General features: G+C 66.4%; 14 protein-coding genes. 3 read left to right on the top strand and 11 right to left on the bottom strand.

Annotated features, from left to right (window positions below):
* Together ACSQ1X_RS06275 and ACSQ1X_RS06270 are read right to left on the bottom strand one after the other, a co-directional pair.
* The gene (locus ACSQ1X_RS06275) at nt 1-1284 is read right to left on the bottom strand and encodes a TIGR01906 family membrane protein (protein WP_436057058.1); all 1284 of its coding nucleotides are present in this window, start codon (nt 1282-1284) and stop codon (nt 1-3) included.
* 122 nt (nt 1285-1406) lie between these two features.
* Nucleotides 1407-2399 (bottom strand): stage II sporulation protein M, encoded by a 993-nt coding sequence (locus ACSQ1X_RS06270; protein WP_436057057.1) that lies wholly within the window; start codon nt 2397-2399, stop codon nt 1407-1409.
* Between the two features lie 71 nt (nt 2400-2470).
* Here ACSQ1X_RS06270 and ACSQ1X_RS06265 point away from each other — a divergent pair, with 71 nt between their 5' ends.
* Complete coding sequence (locus tag ACSQ1X_RS06265; RefSeq protein WP_436057056.1) at nt 2471-3280, top strand: RDD family protein; 810 nt, start codon at nt 2471-2473, stop codon at nt 3278-3280.
* A 10-nt stretch (nt 3281-3290) separates the two neighbouring features.
* On the opposite strand, the gene ACSQ1X_RS06260 is transcribed toward ACSQ1X_RS06265, so the two are convergent.
* The 5 genes from ACSQ1X_RS06260 to ACSQ1X_RS06240 all read right to left on the bottom strand — a co-directional run bounded on the left by ACSQ1X_RS06260 (nt 3291) and on the right by ACSQ1X_RS06240 (nt 8421).
* Nucleotides 3291-4520, bottom strand: a complete 1230-nt coding sequence (locus ACSQ1X_RS06260; protein ID WP_436057055.1) for an Ig-like domain-containing protein — start codon at nt 4518-4520, stop codon at nt 3291-3293.
* Between the two features lie 139 nt (nt 4521-4659).
* A complete protein-coding gene (locus ACSQ1X_RS06255) occupies nt 4660-5889 on the bottom strand; it encodes a L,D-transpeptidase (protein ID WP_436057054.1) in 1230 nt (409 codons plus the stop codon).
* A gap of 172 nt (nt 5890-6061) precedes the next feature.
* Nucleotides 6062-7540: an adenosylhomocysteinase gene (ahcY, locus tag ACSQ1X_RS06250; protein ID WP_436057053.1), complete on the bottom strand. Its 1479-nt coding sequence runs from the start codon at nt 7538-7540 to the stop codon at nt 6062-6064.
* Between the two features lie 134 nt (nt 7541-7674).
* Nucleotides 7675-7941: a Trm112 family protein gene (locus ACSQ1X_RS06245; protein ID WP_055803998.1), complete on the bottom strand. Its 267-nt coding sequence runs from the start codon at nt 7939-7941 to the stop codon at nt 7675-7677.
* Between the two features lie 90 nt (nt 7942-8031).
* Complete coding sequence (locus tag ACSQ1X_RS06240) at nt 8032-8421, bottom strand: DUF3499 domain-containing protein (RefSeq protein ID WP_436057052.1); 390 nt, start codon at nt 8419-8421, stop codon at nt 8032-8034.
* Between the two features lie 154 nt (nt 8422-8575).
* Between ACSQ1X_RS06240 and ACSQ1X_RS06235 the strand changes: the two genes are divergently transcribed.
* On the top strand, nt 8576-9103 hold the full coding sequence (locus ACSQ1X_RS06235) for a metallopeptidase family protein (protein WP_436057051.1): 528 nt from the start codon (nt 8576-8578) through the stop codon (nt 9101-9103).
* Between the two features lie 20 nt (nt 9104-9123).
* Here the strand turns inward: ACSQ1X_RS06235 and ACSQ1X_RS06230 are convergent, their stop codons facing one another.
* From ACSQ1X_RS06230 to ACSQ1X_RS06220, 3 genes are read right to left on the bottom strand one after another with little or no spacing between them, the layout of a single operon-like run.
* Complete coding sequence (locus ACSQ1X_RS06230) at nt 9124-10878, bottom strand: DUF5719 family protein (RefSeq protein ID WP_436057050.1); 1755 nt, start codon at nt 10876-10878, stop codon at nt 9124-9126.
* On the bottom strand, nt 10871-14230 hold the full coding sequence (locus ACSQ1X_RS06225; protein WP_436057049.1) for a glycosyltransferase: 3360 nt from the start codon (nt 14228-14230) through the stop codon (nt 10871-10873). The genes ACSQ1X_RS06230 and ACSQ1X_RS06225 overlap by 8 nt, the downstream gene beginning before the upstream one ends.
* A 29-nt stretch (nt 14231-14259) precedes the next feature.
* Nucleotides 14260-14805, bottom strand: coding sequence for a WhiB family transcriptional regulator (locus ACSQ1X_RS06220; RefSeq protein WP_082506901.1), 546 nt, complete (start codon nt 14803-14805; stop codon nt 14260-14262).
* A 403-nt stretch (nt 14806-15208) separates the two neighbouring features.
* On the opposite strand from ACSQ1X_RS06220, the gene ACSQ1X_RS06215 reads away from it, so the two are divergent.
* Nucleotides 15209-15913 carry a TIGR03089 family protein gene (locus ACSQ1X_RS06215; RefSeq protein WP_436057048.1) on the top strand — a complete coding sequence of 235 codons (705 nt, stop codon included), beginning with the start codon at nt 15209-15211 and terminating at the stop codon, nt 15911-15913.
* Nucleotides 15914-15920: 7 nt separating this feature from the next.
* Here the strand turns inward: ACSQ1X_RS06215 and ACSQ1X_RS06210 are convergent, their stop codons facing one another.
* Complete coding sequence (locus ACSQ1X_RS06210; RefSeq protein ID WP_436057047.1) at nt 15921-16502, bottom strand: GtrA family protein; 582 nt, start codon at nt 16500-16502, stop codon at nt 15921-15923.
* Between the last annotated feature and the right edge of the window lie 118 nt (nt 16503-16620).

The following is a 16620-nucleotide window of genomic DNA, read 5'->3' as shown; positions in this document are numbered from 1 at the left end:
TTACACCGTCGCGGAGTTTCCACGGGTACGTCGCTGCGCGGCGTCGGGGAGGTCCATTGTCCCGGCGTCCCCGTCCTTGGCTGACGCCACCAAGGCGTCCGTGTCTTTGTCCTTCGTTTTCCTGGCGAGGCCGCGGCGCTTCCTCGTGGGCCAGGTGAGGATCAGGGTGGCGACGGAGGCGATCAGGACCAGTGCGCCGATGACGATCCCGGAATCAACCCAGAACTGTCCCGGGAAGAGCCGGATGAGGGTGTCGTCCAGGGCGAACGTCCACGTCCCGTTGGCGAAGAAAATCCGGTGGAACTCGGTGAAGAACTGCTGCCAGCCCAGCGCCGCCAAGGTGCCCAGCCCCAAAATGATCACCAGCGTTGCGACGGAGCCGGCGAAGAGACCGCGGCGGACTCCCCCGGTGCTGCGCCGGCGCAGGTAGATGATGGCGATGATGCCCAGCAGGATCAGCAGCGCGCCGCCGGCGAACGTTGACAGGATGACGAGCTTGACGTCCGCCATGTGGCTGACTTCGCCTTCCTGGAACAGCGCATCGCCGCTGCGGTTCACCAGTTCGCCGAGATACCGCGGGCCGGACCAGTTGCTGAGGTAGTCCACGGCGTAGGACCCGTAGGTCATGCGGTCATCCGTGCTGAAGCCGTAGCCGTCACCGGGGAAGCCCGGACGGTTGTATTCAACCCAGAGGAACAACGGACTCGCGACAGCCCGGACGGCCAGGACCAGGAGGACCAGCGGGTAGAAGACCGCGAGCAGCACCTGCATCACGCGCGGCAGGACGGGCTTGGTGTTGTTCGCCAACTCCCGTTCGGCGTTCCGGCGTTCCACTTCGTCCTGCGGCGGGCGCACCTGGAGGGCCGAAGTGGGCAGGGGTTCGCGGAAATGCGTGCCCCTCCCCTGTGGCTCCGCGGCCGGTCCGACGGCGGCCTCCGCCGCCTTGCGGTCGGCGCGGCTGCCAGCCTGGGAACCAGGCGTGCCGGCATTGGAAGCAGGCATGCCACCTTGGGCGAGAGTGGCTTCGGTCTGGGAGGCAGGGGTGCCGCCTCGGGCTGCAGTGGCGCCGCCCTGGGAGGCAGGGGTGCCGGCGGACGCTGCCGGCTGTCCCTTGCCTGCAGCAGCGCCTGGAACAGGTGACGTGTTTCCGGCGGGGGCTGTTCCCTGTGCCTTTGCCGCCGTTCCTGCCCCAGTTCCGGCAGGCTTCATCCAGTCGAAGGCGGGCTCGGCCGGGTCCAGGTGCGGATCCTGCCGATTCGGCGGGGTGGGCGTCTTTTCAGTCACTGCAGTTTCACTTCCGTAGGCGTCCGCGTTGCCGGACACCGCCAGGCAACGCTACTTATCTCCAGATGAGCCTACCGTCAGGCACTCCGTGGCGGCAGGTGCCACCCCGTTCCGTCACGTATTCACGAAGCCAGCGCCGTGTAGCCTGCATCAGCGCTGTCCAGGTCGCCCGACGCGCCCGAACGATAGGCACGTCTGCCCCACACCAGGACATACGTCCAGTACGCAGCCAGGACCGCCGCGCCGATCGTGATTTTGGCCCACACCGGAAGGCTGCTGGGGGTGACGAAGCCTTCCACGAGGCCGGAGACAAACAGCACCACGACAAGTCCCAGCGCCACGGTGATCAGCGAGCGCCCTTCCGCGGCCACTGCCTGGCCCCTGGTCCGGGGTCCGGGGGAAACCATCGCCCAGAAGATCTTCAGGCCCGCGGCGCAGGCAATGAAGACTGCGGTGAGTTCCATCAGGCCGTGGGGAAGGATGTAGCTGAAGAAGACATCGGACTTCCCGACGGCGGCGAAGACACCGGCCGCGATCCCCAGCCCCTGGGCGTTGCTGAAGAGGATCATCGGAACCCAGAAACCGGTAATGCCCAGGGCCACCGCCTGGGCAGCGATCCAGGCGTTGTTGGTCCAGACTGCGCCGGCGAACGACGCGGCGGGATTCTCCGAGTAGTAGTCGACGAAATCCCGCTCGACGTACTGCTTGACGGTTGCGTCCGAACCGAGGGCCCGGAGCGCGTCGGGCGACGCGGCGATCCACAATGCGTACGCCCCCGCGACCAGGCAGAACGCCAGGCCGCACCAGACGGTAAGCCAGCGGATCCGGTACAACGCCGCCGGCAGTGCTATGACGAAGAACCGTGCGAGGTCGTCCATGAAGTTGGACCGGGCCCCGGTGAAGCGTGTGCGGGCCTGGGCCAGTGTGGCCGACAGGGAGGCCGAAAGCCCGCTTTCGGGGGCCACGGAGCGCAGCAGGGAAAGGTGGGCGGACGTGGTCTGGTAGAGGCGCAGCAGTTCATCGGCTTCGCTGCCGTCCAGGCGCCGTTTGTACGCCAGCACGTGAAGCCGCGCCCACTTGTCCCCGTTGACCGCGGAGAACGCATCGATGTCCACGGCACTACCCTAGCGCCCCCGGATTAGACTGTGAGCGTCCGTAGGCGGCGTGTAGGGGACGGGGACCCGGTTTGAGCTCGATCATCACAGGTGAAGCAGTTGTCTTGGAACTCCGCCCGGCGTCGTTCGCTGCGCGGGCGCTGGGGCTGATCCTGGACGTCGTTGCGAACGTCGTCCTCCTCATCGTGATGATGACGGTGATTTCGTCTGCCTACAGTGACCTGGACGGGGCGGCTGCGCGTGCCCTGGTGCTGGTCAGTGTGGTTTTCTGTTTCGTGATCCTCCCGGTGGCGGTGGAAACCCTCACCCGGGGCCTCTCGCTGGGGAAGCTGGCTGCCGGGCTCCGGATCGTCCGGGACGACGGCGGCGCCATCCGCTTCCGCCACGCGCTGATCCGCGGCCTGATCGGCTTCCTGGAGATCTACCTGACGTTCGGCGGACTGGCCATCGCCGTCGCGTTGTTCAATGACAAATCCAAGCGGCTCGGTGACGTGGTTGCAGGAACCTACTCCCTGCGGCGCCGGGTGCCCACCGAACCGCCGTTCGTCCCGTTCGTGCCTCCGCACCTGAGGTCCTGGGCGGCGCTGGCCGACATCGGCCGGATACCGGACCCGGTGGCCCGCCGCTCGGCGCAGTTCATCCGCCAGTCGGGACGGATGGCGCCGGCGTCGCGCGCTTCCATGGCGGTGTCCCTCGCCACTGAGGTGTCAGCGTGTGTTGCCCCGCCGCCGCCGGCAGGCACGGGTCCGGAAGAGTATCTGGCAGCCGTGCTGGTGGAACGCCGCGAGCGGGAACTGGCCCGGCTGACGCGGGCGAGGGCCCGGAGCACGGGTGTGGGAGAACGGCTGAACCGGCTCCCTTACAGCCGGGACAGCCGGTAGGCCGCCTGCACTACCGCTTGGCGTACTGCGCCCAGGGAATGTTCCAGTCGCCGTAACCCTCCAGCGGCTCCACCGGCGGAGCGCCCGTGTTGAGGGTCTGGACGACGTCGCCCGTCTTCATGTTGTTGAAGAACCACGCAGCATCCGCCGGCAGCAACCCCACGCAGCCATGCGAAACATTGGCCTTGCCGACGTAGCTCCAGGCGGACTCAAGGGCCTGGTGGACGTAGACGCCGGACGACGTCAGCCTGTTTGCGTATTCCACGGTCAGCGGCGGGTAGTAACCCTTGTCCCCCGGCTTGAGGCCAATGCTTCCGGCGTTGAATTTGGAGTGGCGTTCCTGCTCCATGATCACGGCGTAACCGGTGGGCGAGAGCCACTCGGCGTCGCCCAGGGTAACGGGAGCCGTCCGGACCAGCTGGCCGTCAAAGTAGACGTTCATGGTCTTGGTGGCGTCGTCCACGATGGCCACCCGCTGCGGGCCGACCTTGAAGCTGACCTTGGTGTCCACGTTGCCCACCATCTTGTTCCCGAAATCGACGCCGAACAGCTTGAGGTCCACCGTGACCTGGCTGCCCGAGGCCCAGAACGCCTCGGGACGGATGCGCACGCGCTGGTTCGAGTACCAGCGCCAGGCGACCGCCTGGCCCGAGGATGAGGTGACGGTGACGGCCTTCTCCATGGCCTCCTTGTTCAGGACCGGCTCGGAGAAGACAATTTCGATCGGCTGGCCCGAACCCACGGTGGAACCGTTTTGCGGGTACACAGCAGCGTCGGCCTCGTTGGCCGTTGCCACCGTGGTGAAGGACTGGGTCTTTTTCGTTTCGCGGCCCGCCTGGTCCACGATCGTAAAGGCGTAGTCGTAGGCGGCGTCGAACTCCAGCGGGTCCAGGGCGGTCCAGGTGGAACCGTCAGCGCTGAGGGTGCCCTTGACGGGCTCACCGCCGGCAGTGGTCAGGACAACGTCCTTCACGGTGCCGTTGACGGCTTTGACGGACGGCGCAACGGCGGGGTTGACTCCAGCGGCGCCGTCGGTGGGGGTCACACCCAGTTCGACTGCCTTCACCACAGGAGCAGCGAGCCCCGGTTCGTTGCGGACCGGGCTGGAAGACTCCGACTGGAATACGGGCTCGGCCCAGCTGGGAGCCGTGGCAACACCGATGCCGCCCGCAGCGACCGCAACGCAGATGGCTGCAATCCCCAGGATTTTCATGGTTTTGCGTTTGTGGACTTTTGTCATGACCTTCTCCATGTCCCCCGACAGGCCCGTGATCAGCCCAAATACCGTCTTGAATCTTCAGTTGATACGTTCGCCAGCACGTCAGTGAGGTGTTCAGCACTCACCCGTGACCAGACGATTTTACCGTATGGCGAACGGATCAATTGGCGTACTGCGCCCAGGGGATGTTCCAGTCACCGAATCCGTCGTCGAAGTTGGCGTTTTCACCGTCGGTATTCACTACCTGGACAACGTCGCCCGTGGTCATGTTCTCGAAGACCCATTGGGCGCCGTCCGGGCCCAGTCCGATGCACCCGTGCGAGAGGTTGCTGACACCGATGTAGGGCATTGCGGAGTCGGTGGCCTGGTGGATGAATTCCCCGCTGGGTGTCAGGCGGGTGGCGAAGTTGACGTCCAGCTCGCCGTAGTATGCCGGGTCGCCCGGCTTGAGTCCGATGCTGGCGGCAGACATGTGCTCCACCCGGTACTTCTCCATGAACACGAGGTAGCCCTTGGCCGAAGGGAACCGGGTATCCCCCATGGTGGCCGGCCATGAGCCGGCTGGCTTGTCATTCACACTCACCGAAAAGGTGTGCGCGGTAGCGTCGGCCACGGCGACCTTCTTGTCGCCGATGTGGACCGTGACCTTCTTATTAAAGTTTCCGATCTGACCGTTGCCGAAATCGACGCCGAAAAGCTGCATGTCCATGGTGACCGTGCTGTTGGCCGCCCAGAAATTCTCTGCCCGGTACCGGACCATACTATCGCTGAACCAGTGAAACTCGCCCACCTGGCCGGACGTCGAGGAGACCTTGATGGCTTTTTCCACCGCGTGCTTGTTCAGCACAGGTTCGCTGAAGGTGATCTGCAGGGGCTGCGCGACGCCGACCTTCATGCCGTCCAGCGGGTAGACGGCGGCATCCGCCTCGTTGGCGGTTGACACCGTGGTGAACGTTCGAGTGCTGTTGGTCTTGCGGCCGGCAGCGTCGCTCACCACGAAGCTGTACGTGTAGCTGCTGTTGAACTGCAGGGGGCCGGAGGCTGACCAGCCCGTACCGTCCGGGTTCAGGCTGCCTTCGATTGCTGCGCCGTCGCCGCCCGTGAGGGCCACGCGTTCAACGGTTCCGTTGGTGACTTTCAGCGATACGGGGGCTGCCGGATTTACTTGCTGCGCGCCGTCTGCCGGCGACGCTGCCAGCTGTACAGGCGCCACCACGGGCGCCGCGAGTCCCGGCGTCGTCCGCTCGGCGGAGCCCGCTTCGGATTCGAAGGCGGCGCGGGCGGCTCCGGGTGCCACAGCGGCGAAAACGCCGCCGCCGGCGGCGAGCAGGCACAGCGCCCCGAGCAGGAAGACCTTCCGGCCGGTGGTCCAGCGTTCCCTTGCCGTCACAGCGCGGGGTCCTTTGCAGTCATCATGGGCACAGCATAGGGCACGCTCCTTGGAGCTGACGGGTAGCCGGCACCCGAGGGCCACGGCGAAGGGCCCCGGAATTCATTCCGGGGCCCTTCGCGATGCTGCTGATCTGCCGCCTGGGCTTGCTGCCGCCTTGGCGGCGGCACCCTTAGTAGCGGTAGTGATCCGGCTTGTACGGGCCGGCAACGTCCAGGTCCAGGTACGCGGCCTGTTCCTTGGACAGTTCCGTCAACTCGACGCCGAGGGCGTCCAGGTGAAGCCTGGCAACCTTCTCGTCAAGGATTTTCGGCAGCACGTAGACCTGCTTTTCGTACTCCCGCTCGCCTTCGGGCTGGTCCCGCTTGGTGAAGAGTTCGATCTGCGCGATCGTCTGGTTCGCGAACGAGTTGCTCATCACGAAGGACGGGTGGCCGGTGGCGTTGCCCAGGTTCAGGAGCCGGCCTTCTGACAGGACGATGATGGACTTCTCGGCGTCCGTGCCCTGGTCAAATACCCACTCGTGCACCTGCGGCTTGATTTCCACCTTCGTGATGCCCGGAATCCGGGCCAGTCCGGCCATATCGATCTCGTTGTCGAAGTGGCCGATATTGCCGACGATGGCCTTGTCACGCATGCCGGCCATGTGCTCGGCCATGATGACGTCCTTGTTGCCGGTGGTGGTGATAAAGATGTGGCCCTCGCTGAGGACCGATTCCAGCTTGGCCACCTGGTAGCCGTCCATGGCTGCCTGCAGTGCACAGATCGGATCGATTTCGGTGACGATCACCCGGGAGCCCTGCCCGCGGAAAGCCTCCGCCGCACCCTTGCCGACGTCGCCGTAACCGCAGACGACGGCGATTTTGCCGCCCATCAGGACGTCGGTGGCACGGTTGATGCCGTCCGGCAGCGAGTGGCGGATGCCGTACTTGTTGTCGAACTTGCTCTTGGTCACCGAGTCGTTGACGTTGATGGCCGGGAAGAGCAGCTTGCCCTGCTCCGCCAGCTGGTACAGACGGTGCACACCGGTGGTGGTCTCTTCCGTGACACCCAGCAGGCGGGAGCCGATGCGGGTCCATTTCCCGGCGTCCGCTGCGAGCGAAGCACGCAGGACATCGAGGAAGACGCGCCCTTCATCGGACTCGTCCTCTGCTGCCGCCGGAACGGACCCGAGGGCTTCGAACTCGACGCCCTTGTGGACCAGCATGGTGGCGTCGCCGCCGTCGTCAAGGATCATGTTCGGACCGAGGTCCGGGTTGCTGTCCGCGCCGGGCCAGGTGAGGATCTGCTCGGCGGTCCACCAGTATTCTTCGAGGGTCTCGCCCTTCCAGGCGAAGACGGGGACGCCCTGCGGGTCCTCGACCGTGCCCTTGCCCACCACAACGGCGGCGGCAGCTTCGTCCTGGGTGGAGAAGATGTTGCAGGAAGCCCAGCGGACCTCGGCGCCCAAAGCGGTGAGTGTTTCGATCAGCACGGCGGTCTGGACGGTCATGTGGAGCGAACCGGCAATCCGGGCGCCCTTGAGCGGCTGGCTGGCGCCGAACTCTTCGCGCAGGGACATGAGTCCGGGCATCTCGTGCTCCGCGAGGCGGATCTGGTGGCGGCCGGCCTCAGCCAGTGAGATGTCAGCAACCTTGTAATCGAAAGTCATGTGAGTCCTTGTGTTGTATCCGGAAGATTCTGGAACGGCGGAAGTCCGTGTCCGTTCGGCGAACTATGGGAAGTTCGGCGCCAAGCGGAAGGGCGATGGGCCGGCCGGGCAGTTATTCAGGCCGGCGGGGGAAGTTATTCGGCGCCGTCAGGGTCTGATGCCGCGGGGTTTGATACCACGGGGCCGTGGCCGCCGTCATGCTGGTCCGATGCCGCAGCGTTCGCGGCGGCGACGAGTTCCGGCGGCAGCAGCAGCGGAATGCCGTCCTCGATGGCGTAGCGCAGCGTTTCTCCGGACGCACCGGCGGCAGTCGAGACGAGTTCATCGCCTTCCTGCACCAGTGTTGAGCCGGTAACGGGACAACGCAGGACGGACAACAGGTCAGGACTGATCTTTGGCATGGTGACTGCTCCCTGATGGGCGCCGCAGCAGGCGCCGGTGGCCGATGGATTTGCAGCTTCCAGCGTACAAGCTTCGCGGGGCGGCCGGGCTCAGGACGGTTCGCGGAGGATGCGCAGGTGTCCCCGTCGGGCGCCTTCCGAAGCCGGCGGGGCCTCGAGCGCCGCATGCGCGGAACGCTGGCCCGGGGCGGGGTCCGCGGCGGACGGTCGCAGGGCCGCCTCGCGGACGGCGTTGGCGAGGGCCAAAAGGTCATCTGGCCCCGGCTGCGGCGGGGTCGCCGGCATGGCAAGGCGCAGTACTTCCCAGCCCCGCGGCACTGTCAGTGACCCCGCATGCTGTTCGCACAAATCGTAACAATGGGGCTCAGCGTACGTGGCCAGGGGCCCCAGGACGGCTGTGGAGTCCGCATAGACGTACGTCAAAGTGGCCACCGCAGAGTTACGGCAGGCTGACCTTGAACATTGACGAATAGCACCCACGACATCACAGACTACTCCCCGTTGGCCATTGTGCCGCGCATTGCGACCGCAGTGTCCTGCGGTGTCGTCCTGTGGTACCGCAGGTTGCCGGGATGGTCCGTGTGGCGTTTCTAGTTATGTCGCGTATTTCAGGCGGCGGGTTTAGAGTCAATGTATGCAGCAATCGCACCACGTTCCGGGTTTTACGGTCCGGTTGGCTGACCCGGGATCCGGCCAGCCGGCGGACACCGCCGCGCCCGCGCCAACAGTCCGAGGGAAAAGCTTCCGGGAGCGCCGCAGGAACCGCCATGGGCGTGGCCTGCGCGGCGAACTGATGCTCCCCACGCTTCCGGGCTACCGCACCCGTTCGGACCGCTTCGACGAGATGGTCATGGACTCCGCCCAGCGTCTCCATGACATCTGGGGAAAGCCGCTGGACGGTGTCAGGTTTGCTGTTGATGAGATCCCGCAGGGCCTGGAACAGCTGGTCGCGGACCGCTCCCCCGCGCCCATGGGTCTTTATGAGCCCGCCACCGCCGACGAAGGTCCGGTGATCACGCTCTATCGCCGGGTCATCGAGAACGCCTGCTCCAGCCGCGAGGAACTACAGGACCTGGTGCACGACGTCGTGGTGGAACGCACCGCTGAAATGCTCGGGGTTGCGCCGGAAACCCTGGACCCCGTGTACCGGCGCCGGTACTGATCGCCGGCACTGGCTGGCTGCTAGTAGCCGAGCTTCACCGCGACTTGTTCCTGGCCCGCGGCGCCCGGCGCCACCGCCACTGCGCCGATGTCCGCGCGCCCGTCCTGCTCCAACAGCACGGTGCCGTACGCCGCATCGCCGGATGCTGATACGACGTACCCGAGCACCGCGGAATCGGCCACTTCAGCCGGCACCTTGATGACTGCGGTGGTGCCGCCCGCGATGTCCGCGGCGGCGGCCGTGCGGACCTTGCCGTCAGCTGTGATGGGCGTGTAGGTGATCTTGGCCCGGCCTTCGGGTGCGCCGAAGACCAGGTAGCGTTCTCCACCACGCGGCACCGCCACCACGTGCTGGCTTCCGAGCCTGGCGGATGACGGCGACCAGGCAAAGTCCGTGGCACCGTCCGACTTGAGGCCTCGGGTGACGCGCGCCGCAGCGGCGAACGACACGTCGGAACTGGCCGCAACGGTGTATTGGCCGGCCGGAACACCGGCCAGCGAAACCTCGGTCACGGACCCGCCCTTGGCCGTCACTACGCCGCCGCCCGGCAGTGCCTTTTGCCCATCACGGCTGTACAGCTTGATTTCCACCACGGCGTCCGCGGGGCCGGGGACAGCGATCTGCAGCGCCGCAGCGGCGTCCGCAAAGCCCTGTTTGGCAGTGAGTGCCTTGGCGGAGGCCGGGTCCTGGATGTCCAGTCCGGACATGACCTGCCGTGTCGCCGGTGCCGCGCCGGGCACAATGAAGTCCACGCCGCCGGGAGTCAGCCCCCTCAGGACACTTTGCTGGATAACGGCGGTGACCGGTCCGCCGGCGCTCCGGGCGTGGATGCTGAGCTTTGCCTGGCCAGGCGCCAGTCCGGCCAGCACGATTGAGCGGGTGGTTCCCGGCGCAACCAGGAGTCCGCGGCTGCCGGGCGCCTGGATCCGGCCCTCGGCGCCGTACAGGTCCAGGCTGACTGTTGCCGGAGTGCTGGAGGCGTTACTGAGGTTTAGTACAGCGGTCCGCCCCAGCGACGTGTTCGCCCCTACAAGCCACAGGTCGTTCGACGGTGCCTGGCAACCGGCCGCGGCCAGGCCCTGCAGGTCACCGTCGGTGGCGGTATAGCTCATCACGCCGCCGGCCGTGGCCTGCTGGTTGCCTGCCGCGTCCGCACTCAGGACGCTGACGGAATCCACCGAGCGCTCGGACACGACCCCTGCCAGCAACGCAGGAGGGGCGGTGGCGGCGGTAGGGCTGCCGGGATCCTTGGCGATCTCTGCCAGCGGATTCCCGTTGAGTTCGGCGAGCCTGCTTCCGGGCAGCACTCCTGCGTTGGTACTCAGCACTGCGCCGTTGACCAGGGTCTTGGCGGTGGCCGATTCCGGGCTGAACTGCGGGTCGGTCCCCACGGGCGTGCCCTCCAACAAGCGGGCGGGGCCGGGGCAGATCCCCACGCTGCTTCCCGCGGGTACTGCCGCCAAGGGTGCTTCGAGCGTACGGCTGCCGGAGCTTTGCGGGCCCATCGACGCCGCCGCCACCAGGCTTCCGGCGGCGGCCACGATCACCACTGCCCAGGTCAGCCCGGCCACCGTTCCGCGCACAGCCCTGCCGCGGGCCTTGAATCCCTTCAGGCGGCCTGCCGCGGGGGCGGATCCTCCTGCATGGTCAGCCGTGTGGTCCGCGGTACCTGCCGGCGCGTCTGAACCCTCTGGTCGTCCCGCTGTTGGTCCGGCGGCGGAGGCGACGTCTTCCTTATGTGCCGGCGGCACGCCGTCGTTCCCGTCCTTATGCATGCTGATGTTCCTTACGCAGGGAGCCTTCATCGCGGGAGAGACCGGTGTTCGGCCGGCGGGCGGGCATGGGGATGGCGAGCAGCACAGTCAGTCCAATGACGGTGGCCTGGACAACGGCGGTCCACACCGCCCACGGGTTTTCGTAGCGGATGGTGAGCTGGCCCGCCTGGGCGGGGAGGGTGAACGCCTGGGACCAGCCGGACGTTGTGGCAGTCAGGCGCCTGCCGTCCAGCCATGCGGACCATCCCGGATCCGCACGTTCGGCGAGAACCACGAGCCGGCCTTCCGGCCCTTCCGGAACAGCGGCATCAACCGATTCCAGTTCCGAGGGCAGAAGCCCTATCGCGGCTCCGGCACCATCCACGATGCGCACCCGGTGGGCGACATCCGCGGCGTCGATGACGGGCTGGTTCAGCGGGCTGATCCGCCAGAGCCAGCCGACATTTGTTTGCCCCACCGCCACCAGTCCGGGCACGGCATCCATCCGGCTCGCGGTCAGCTGCGCGGCGGTGTCCGAGGACCGGAGGACAACGAAGCCTGCCCCCAGCCGTTCCAGCTCAGGGCGCGGGTCAACGCCCTGGCCGGCGACCACTGTGGCCACGACGCTGCGCAGGGCTGCGGTGACGGCGTCGTCATCCCTGACGGATTCCTTGCCAGGGTCGCCAATAATGTTGCGGGCGGCCGCAATGGTGGACAATCCGTCCAGGGTGGTGCCGGCCCCCCTCACGATCGAGGCGCTGAAGCTGCCGTCCTCGGCCGTGTCAATAACCAGCGTCCGTGTCTGCTCCGGTCCTTGGCCGCGATCGATGGCCGTTGCCGGCAGCGTGCGGGCGGAGGTGGAAGCAATCTGCCGCGGGGTTCCCCACGGGGCCGTTGCCGAGGCCTCAGGGGCAGGTCCGGCTGGTGCAGCCAAGGAGGCGGACTGCAACAGGTTCTGGGCCGCCCAGGCGCTCAGTCCGGCCACGGGTCCGGCCACCAGCAACACCATGGCAAGGACGGACATGGACTTGAGCGCGATCCGGCGGGCAGCCGGCGCGGCGGCCGTCCTCTCTGCGAAGCAAAGCAGACCGTCCGCCCCGATCAGGGCGGCCCCCAGCAGCAGGAATCCGGACGCAGACACGGCAGGTCCCGTAAAGGGCGTGACCAGGGTGTCGGCGCTCGCGCCGGTGGCGACGTGGCCGGCAAGCCACCCGCCCGCGAGGATGATCAGCGCAGCCACCCACAGGGCACGGGCAACGCGGGTGCGTTTGCCGGGGACAAACAATGCCGCCGTCGCAAGGGCCAGTACCGGGAAACCGACCAGAAGGGCAAGGAGCAGCGCCCACGGGACGGCAGATCCGTCGAAAACCGGAAGGCCGGCCAACCCGCCGTCGGCATCAAAATGCAGCGGCTGTCCCAGCACCTGCTGCCATAACGGCGCGGCATCAAAACCGAGCGGCACGCCGGGGTCGGCCAGCAGGGCACGCGGGCGGTCGAGGACGGAGAACCCGAAGGGAACGAAAAGCGCTGCACTCGGCAGCAACGCCCACCAAACAGTGCGCCCGCGCCTGCCGAGCAGGATCCCTGCCAGGACAACCACGGTGACGGACGGAACCAGCAACGACGGCGCCGCCGCTGCCACCACGGCCAGCGCCAGGCCGGCCGCAGCTGCGGCGGTCCACGATGGCATCCCGTTGACGCCCGGCTTGGCGGGAGGCTTTTCCAGGAATCGGCGGTCCCCCGGCTCGGGGACCGCAAAGCGGCCCTGGCCCCGGGCAGTGCCGGTGGCACGCAGCAGGCCCACCACGAGCAGCGGAATCATGATGTGCGCTACCAGCGCACCCAGACGTCCCTGGTTCAAAGCAACCTGCAGGGCGGGCGCCCCGCCCCACACGAGTGCAGCCACGAGGCGGAACCGCCGCCGCGTGGTCAGGCCGCCGGCTGCAAACCAGGCAGCGAGGCCGGAGAGGGGCATGGCCAGGAGCAGCAGCCAGGCCAGGGCGCTGTTGGCATCGCCGCCGCCGGCAATGCCAAGAACCCACAGGAGAAGGGCGAAGGGGTCGCCGTGGCCGGGAAGTCCGGCGCCCAGCCCGATCCACCAGCTGGTGGCGTGGTGCCAGATGTCCGAAACCTTCGACGAGACCGGAATAAGGCCACCACCGGAGACGGCTTCGGCACGGAACAACCCCGAAAGCCCAATCAGCGAGGCAGCAGCTGTCAGGATCACGGCCAGCAGGGCGCCGTTGCCCACCCAGCCGCGGTCCGACGTGGTCAGCGCGGCGAAATCATCTGTGGAGTCACCGCTGGGCTGTTCGGCCAGCGGATCGATCCGCGCCGAGTCCCCGTCCTGGTCGTCGGAGCCCAAAGCTTCGATGAGAGAACGCCGGTGTGCCCAGACTTCGCGCCGCGGGGTCTGGAGTCCCTTGATGACCGAGCGGCGGATCCGTCGCGTCCGTGCTGCGTCGCGACGCCCGCGGATCACCGCCGCAGGTCGGCCGAGGGCCACAAACGTCGCCATGAGCTGGGAAAATCCGTGTCCGGGATCCTTGACCGCGATGCTCAGGACGAGCTTGAAGAGACTCCCCAGCAGTGCCCCCGCCGCGTGCAGCGGCACCTTCCACCACACGGTGTGCTTGAGGCGCAGGTGAACCTGTGCCTTGCGGGCCGCGCTGGCGCTCCCCAATGCGTGCGGCCGGTGCGACACGTGGAACATCCGTGCGGTGGGCACCACCACCACACGGTGTCCGGCCAGGCGGTTGCGCCAGCAGAAGTCCACATCGTCCCCGGTGCCGGGCAGGGCAGCGTCAAAACCACCCAGTTCCTCCCAGACGTCCCGTCGAACCAGCATGCCGGCGGAGTTGACCGCGAAAGTGTCGCTGCGGCCGTCGTACTGCCCCTGGTCGAGTTCATCCGCTTCAATGAGGGTCAGCCGCTCAGCCCAGCGGCTGGTGGAAAGTCCGACGTCGATCAGCCGGCGCCTGGCGTGCCAGTCAAGCTGCTTGCAGCCGGCCACCGTCACCGACGGTGCCCGCTCCACGGCATGGAGCAGCTCGGCAAGCGCTTCCGGCGCGGGCGCTGCATCATCGTGCAGCAGCCAGATCCATTCGGCGTCGGCCGCCGTCCGGTCACGGTCCCCGGGATCGTCGTTCCGGGGGGCCAACGCGGCCAGGCCGGCCTTGACGGCATCCCCCATCCCGGCCCGCCCCTGCTGGAAAGTGGTGACGTTGGCCTCGCCGAACGCCTGGTCCAGCAGAGCCAGGGAATTATCCCGTGAGCCGGTATCGACGCCGATGAAGGCATCAACGGGTCGGGTCTGCTCCGACAAAGCCGCCAGGGTCCTGGGGAGATAGTCACCGCCGTTGTGGGCGACCACAACGGCGGTGACATGTACTACTTGAAGAATTAGACCGCTCGCTTCCTCAGCCGACGGCGCTCGCGCTCGGAGAGGCCTCCCCAAATGCCAAAGCGTTCGTCGTTCGACAGTGCGTATTCCAGGCACTGCGAGCGTACGTTGCAGGCGCCGCATACTTTCTTGGCGTCGCGGGTGGACCCTCCCTTTTCGGGAAAGAATGCCTCCGGATCAGTCTGGGCGCACAATGCGTCCGTCTGCCAGCCGAGCTCGCCTTCGTCGTCGAAGTTCTGCTCGAAGGGTAGCCCGATCCAGACAGGTTGTGCGGTGGTTTCCGAGTGGAGTGTCTGCAGTTCCATCGGAGGATCGTGCAGATCGTTGTCCTGGTCGGGGTTGCCCGCCAGGAGTGCTTCATGCGCTGCCAGGAAGGCCGTGGCCTGGTCCTGCAGCAGATCGTTGGTGCTTTGGTTGTACCGCTCTGCAGCATCCGGATCGGCCGGATCTACATACCAATCACTTGGCACACCCCGCGAACGGTACTTTGCCGACGCCTGACCCGCGACGACTGCATCTTCATGGATACGCTCAACTTGCCCCATTATGGCGTCCCTCCTGATGTTGCTGCCCCTGACTGAATACCTGGACACTCGGTTGTGTGGCCCGTATCTGCGCAATGGCGTTCGATAACTAATTACACGTGTGTAAGTCGTTGGGAGTCAAGCGGCTGCCGGGATAATAATCAACTTCGTTCCCAATCCGCTGCCACGCCACGCCCATGAATTTTCGGACGACTCGCCGCCATGACGGGAATTTCAACAGCATACTGACTAGTTTTCTGGGAATTTGCCGGGAATCCCGGGGAATCCTCCGTCCACCGCGATTTAGGCAATCAAAGTGATCAAAAATTACGTGTCGCAAATCACACAGCCTTCAGGGTGGCCGCGTTCCCGCGGGCCCGCGCACCACCTCCCGCCCCGCCGGGCACCGTGGCAAGATGTTGGCATGAGCATCCCCGCAATCGACTTGATGACTGCACTGCGGTCCGGCCACTCCACCTCTCCCCGTCTGACCTGGTACGGACCGGACTCCGAGCGGGTGGAACTGTCCGGCCGGGTCCTGGACAACTGGGTAGCGAAAACCAGCAACCTGCTGCAGGACGAACTCGATGCCGAGCCCGGGCTACGGCTCCGGCTGGATCTGCCGGCGCACTGGAAGTCGATGGTCCTGGCCCTTGCCGCCTGGCAGCTCGGGATGGAAGTTGTCCTCGACTCCGGTGACGCAGAGCTCCTCGCCACCCAGTCACCGGAAGCCGGTAGCGGCGGTGCCGCGTTCGACGCCGTCATTGCAGTGCCGCTTCCGGCACTGGCGATGCGCTGGCCGGGCGATCTGCCGCCCGGCGTCGTCGACTTCGCCGCCGACGTGCGTTCGCACGGCGACGTCTTTATGGCCCATCAGGATCCGGAAGGGTCACAGCGGGCCATAGTGTCAGCTGCCGGCACAGCGCATACGCACTCAGAACTGCTCGAAGGCTTCGCCGCCACGCACGATACCGGCGTGCGGCTGCTGGTCCGGGCAGGCGAGGGCCTCGAGGAGGCCCTTGTCCAGTCGCTGGGGGCTTGGCACAACGGCGGTTCAGTCGTCCTGGTCCACCCCGACGTTTCGGTGACCGAGAAGCTCCTCAACGACGAACGCGTGCAGGGAGACTAGGCCCTAGCTAGCTGCGGGGCGGGGCGGGGAGGTCCGGATCCTGCACCTTGGCCTGTACCTCGTCGGCGGGAACGCGGACGGCGTGCCTGTCCTGGTGGTGGTGCAGTTCGATGATCTCGTGGTCGTGCGAGAACGACGGTTCTTCGTCCAGTTCCTTGTTGAAAACCAGGAACCGGTAGGCGAAGAAACGCACCACGGTGGCCACGAGGATGCCGGCCACGCCGGCCAGGAAAAGCATGTTCTTGTCCGTGATGCCGAGCGAATACTTGGCCAGGGCGGTGAAGCCGGTGGAGATGCCGATACCGATGCCGTTGATCAGGATGAACATAAAGAACTCGCGGATCACATTGTCCTGGCGGCGGTGGCGGAACGTCCAGAACCGGTTGGCTATCCAGGAAAAGACCGTGGCAACCGATGCGCCCACGAACCGTGCCTTGGCCTCGCTGTCAGTCATCGGGCCGTGCATCAGGTAGTAGGTCAGGCCGTTGTCGATCACGAATGCGACACCGCCGACGGCGCCGAACTTGGCCACCTCACGCCAAAAAAGCGAGGCGAGTCCGCGCAAACGTTCTGCAAGTGTGTAAATCATGACCCTCCATGGCCGTCTGAAATTTCGGGCCATAGGGCCGAGTACCCATTTTAGCCCGTTAGCTGGAAACAGTCTGAACGGGCTACGCAACGCAGGCTCCCGCTGGCTCGAAATAACG

It is taken from the genome of Arthrobacter sp. LjRoot78, from assembly GCF_964254335.1.
In the GTDB taxonomy this organism is placed as follows: domain Bacteria; phylum Actinomycetota; class Actinomycetes; order Actinomycetales; family Micrococcaceae; genus Arthrobacter.
The sequence above is the reverse complement of the archived record's forward strand: the minus strand, read 5'-3'. Positions and strand labels throughout refer to the sequence as shown.

Excerpts from the sequence above, each read along its gene's own strand:
- ACSQ1X_RS06220 (WP_082506901.1), bottom strand. The coding sequence starts at position 14,805 with ATGGGGCAAGTTGAGCGTATCCATGAAGATGCAGTCGTCGCGGGTCAG.
- ahcY (WP_436057053.1), bottom strand. The coding sequence starts at position 7,540 with ATGACTTTCGATTACAAGGTTGCTGACATCTCACTGGCTGAGGCCGGC.
- ACSQ1X_RS06235 (WP_436057051.1), top strand. The coding sequence starts at position 8,576 with ATGCAGCAATCGCACCACGTTCCGGGTTTTACGGTCCGGTTGGCTGAC.
- ACSQ1X_RS06215 (WP_436057048.1), top strand. The coding sequence starts at position 15,209 with ATGAGCATCCCCGCAATCGACTTGATGACTGCACTGCGGTCCGGCCAC.
- ACSQ1X_RS06210 (WP_436057047.1), bottom strand. The coding sequence starts at position 16,502 with ATGATTTACACACTTGCAGAACGTTTGCGCGGACTCGCCTCGCTTTTT.
- ACSQ1X_RS06230 (WP_436057050.1), bottom strand. The coding sequence starts at position 10,878 with ATGCATAAGGACGGGAACGACGGCGTGCCGCCGGCACATAAGGAAGAC.
- ACSQ1X_RS06260 (WP_436057055.1), bottom strand. The coding sequence starts at position 4,520 with ATGACAAAAGTCCACAAACGCAAAACCATGAAAATCCTGGGGATTGCA.
- ACSQ1X_RS06245 (WP_055803998.1), bottom strand. The coding sequence starts at position 7,941 with ATGCCAAAGATCAGTCCTGACCTGTTGTCCGTCCTGCGTTGTCCCGTT.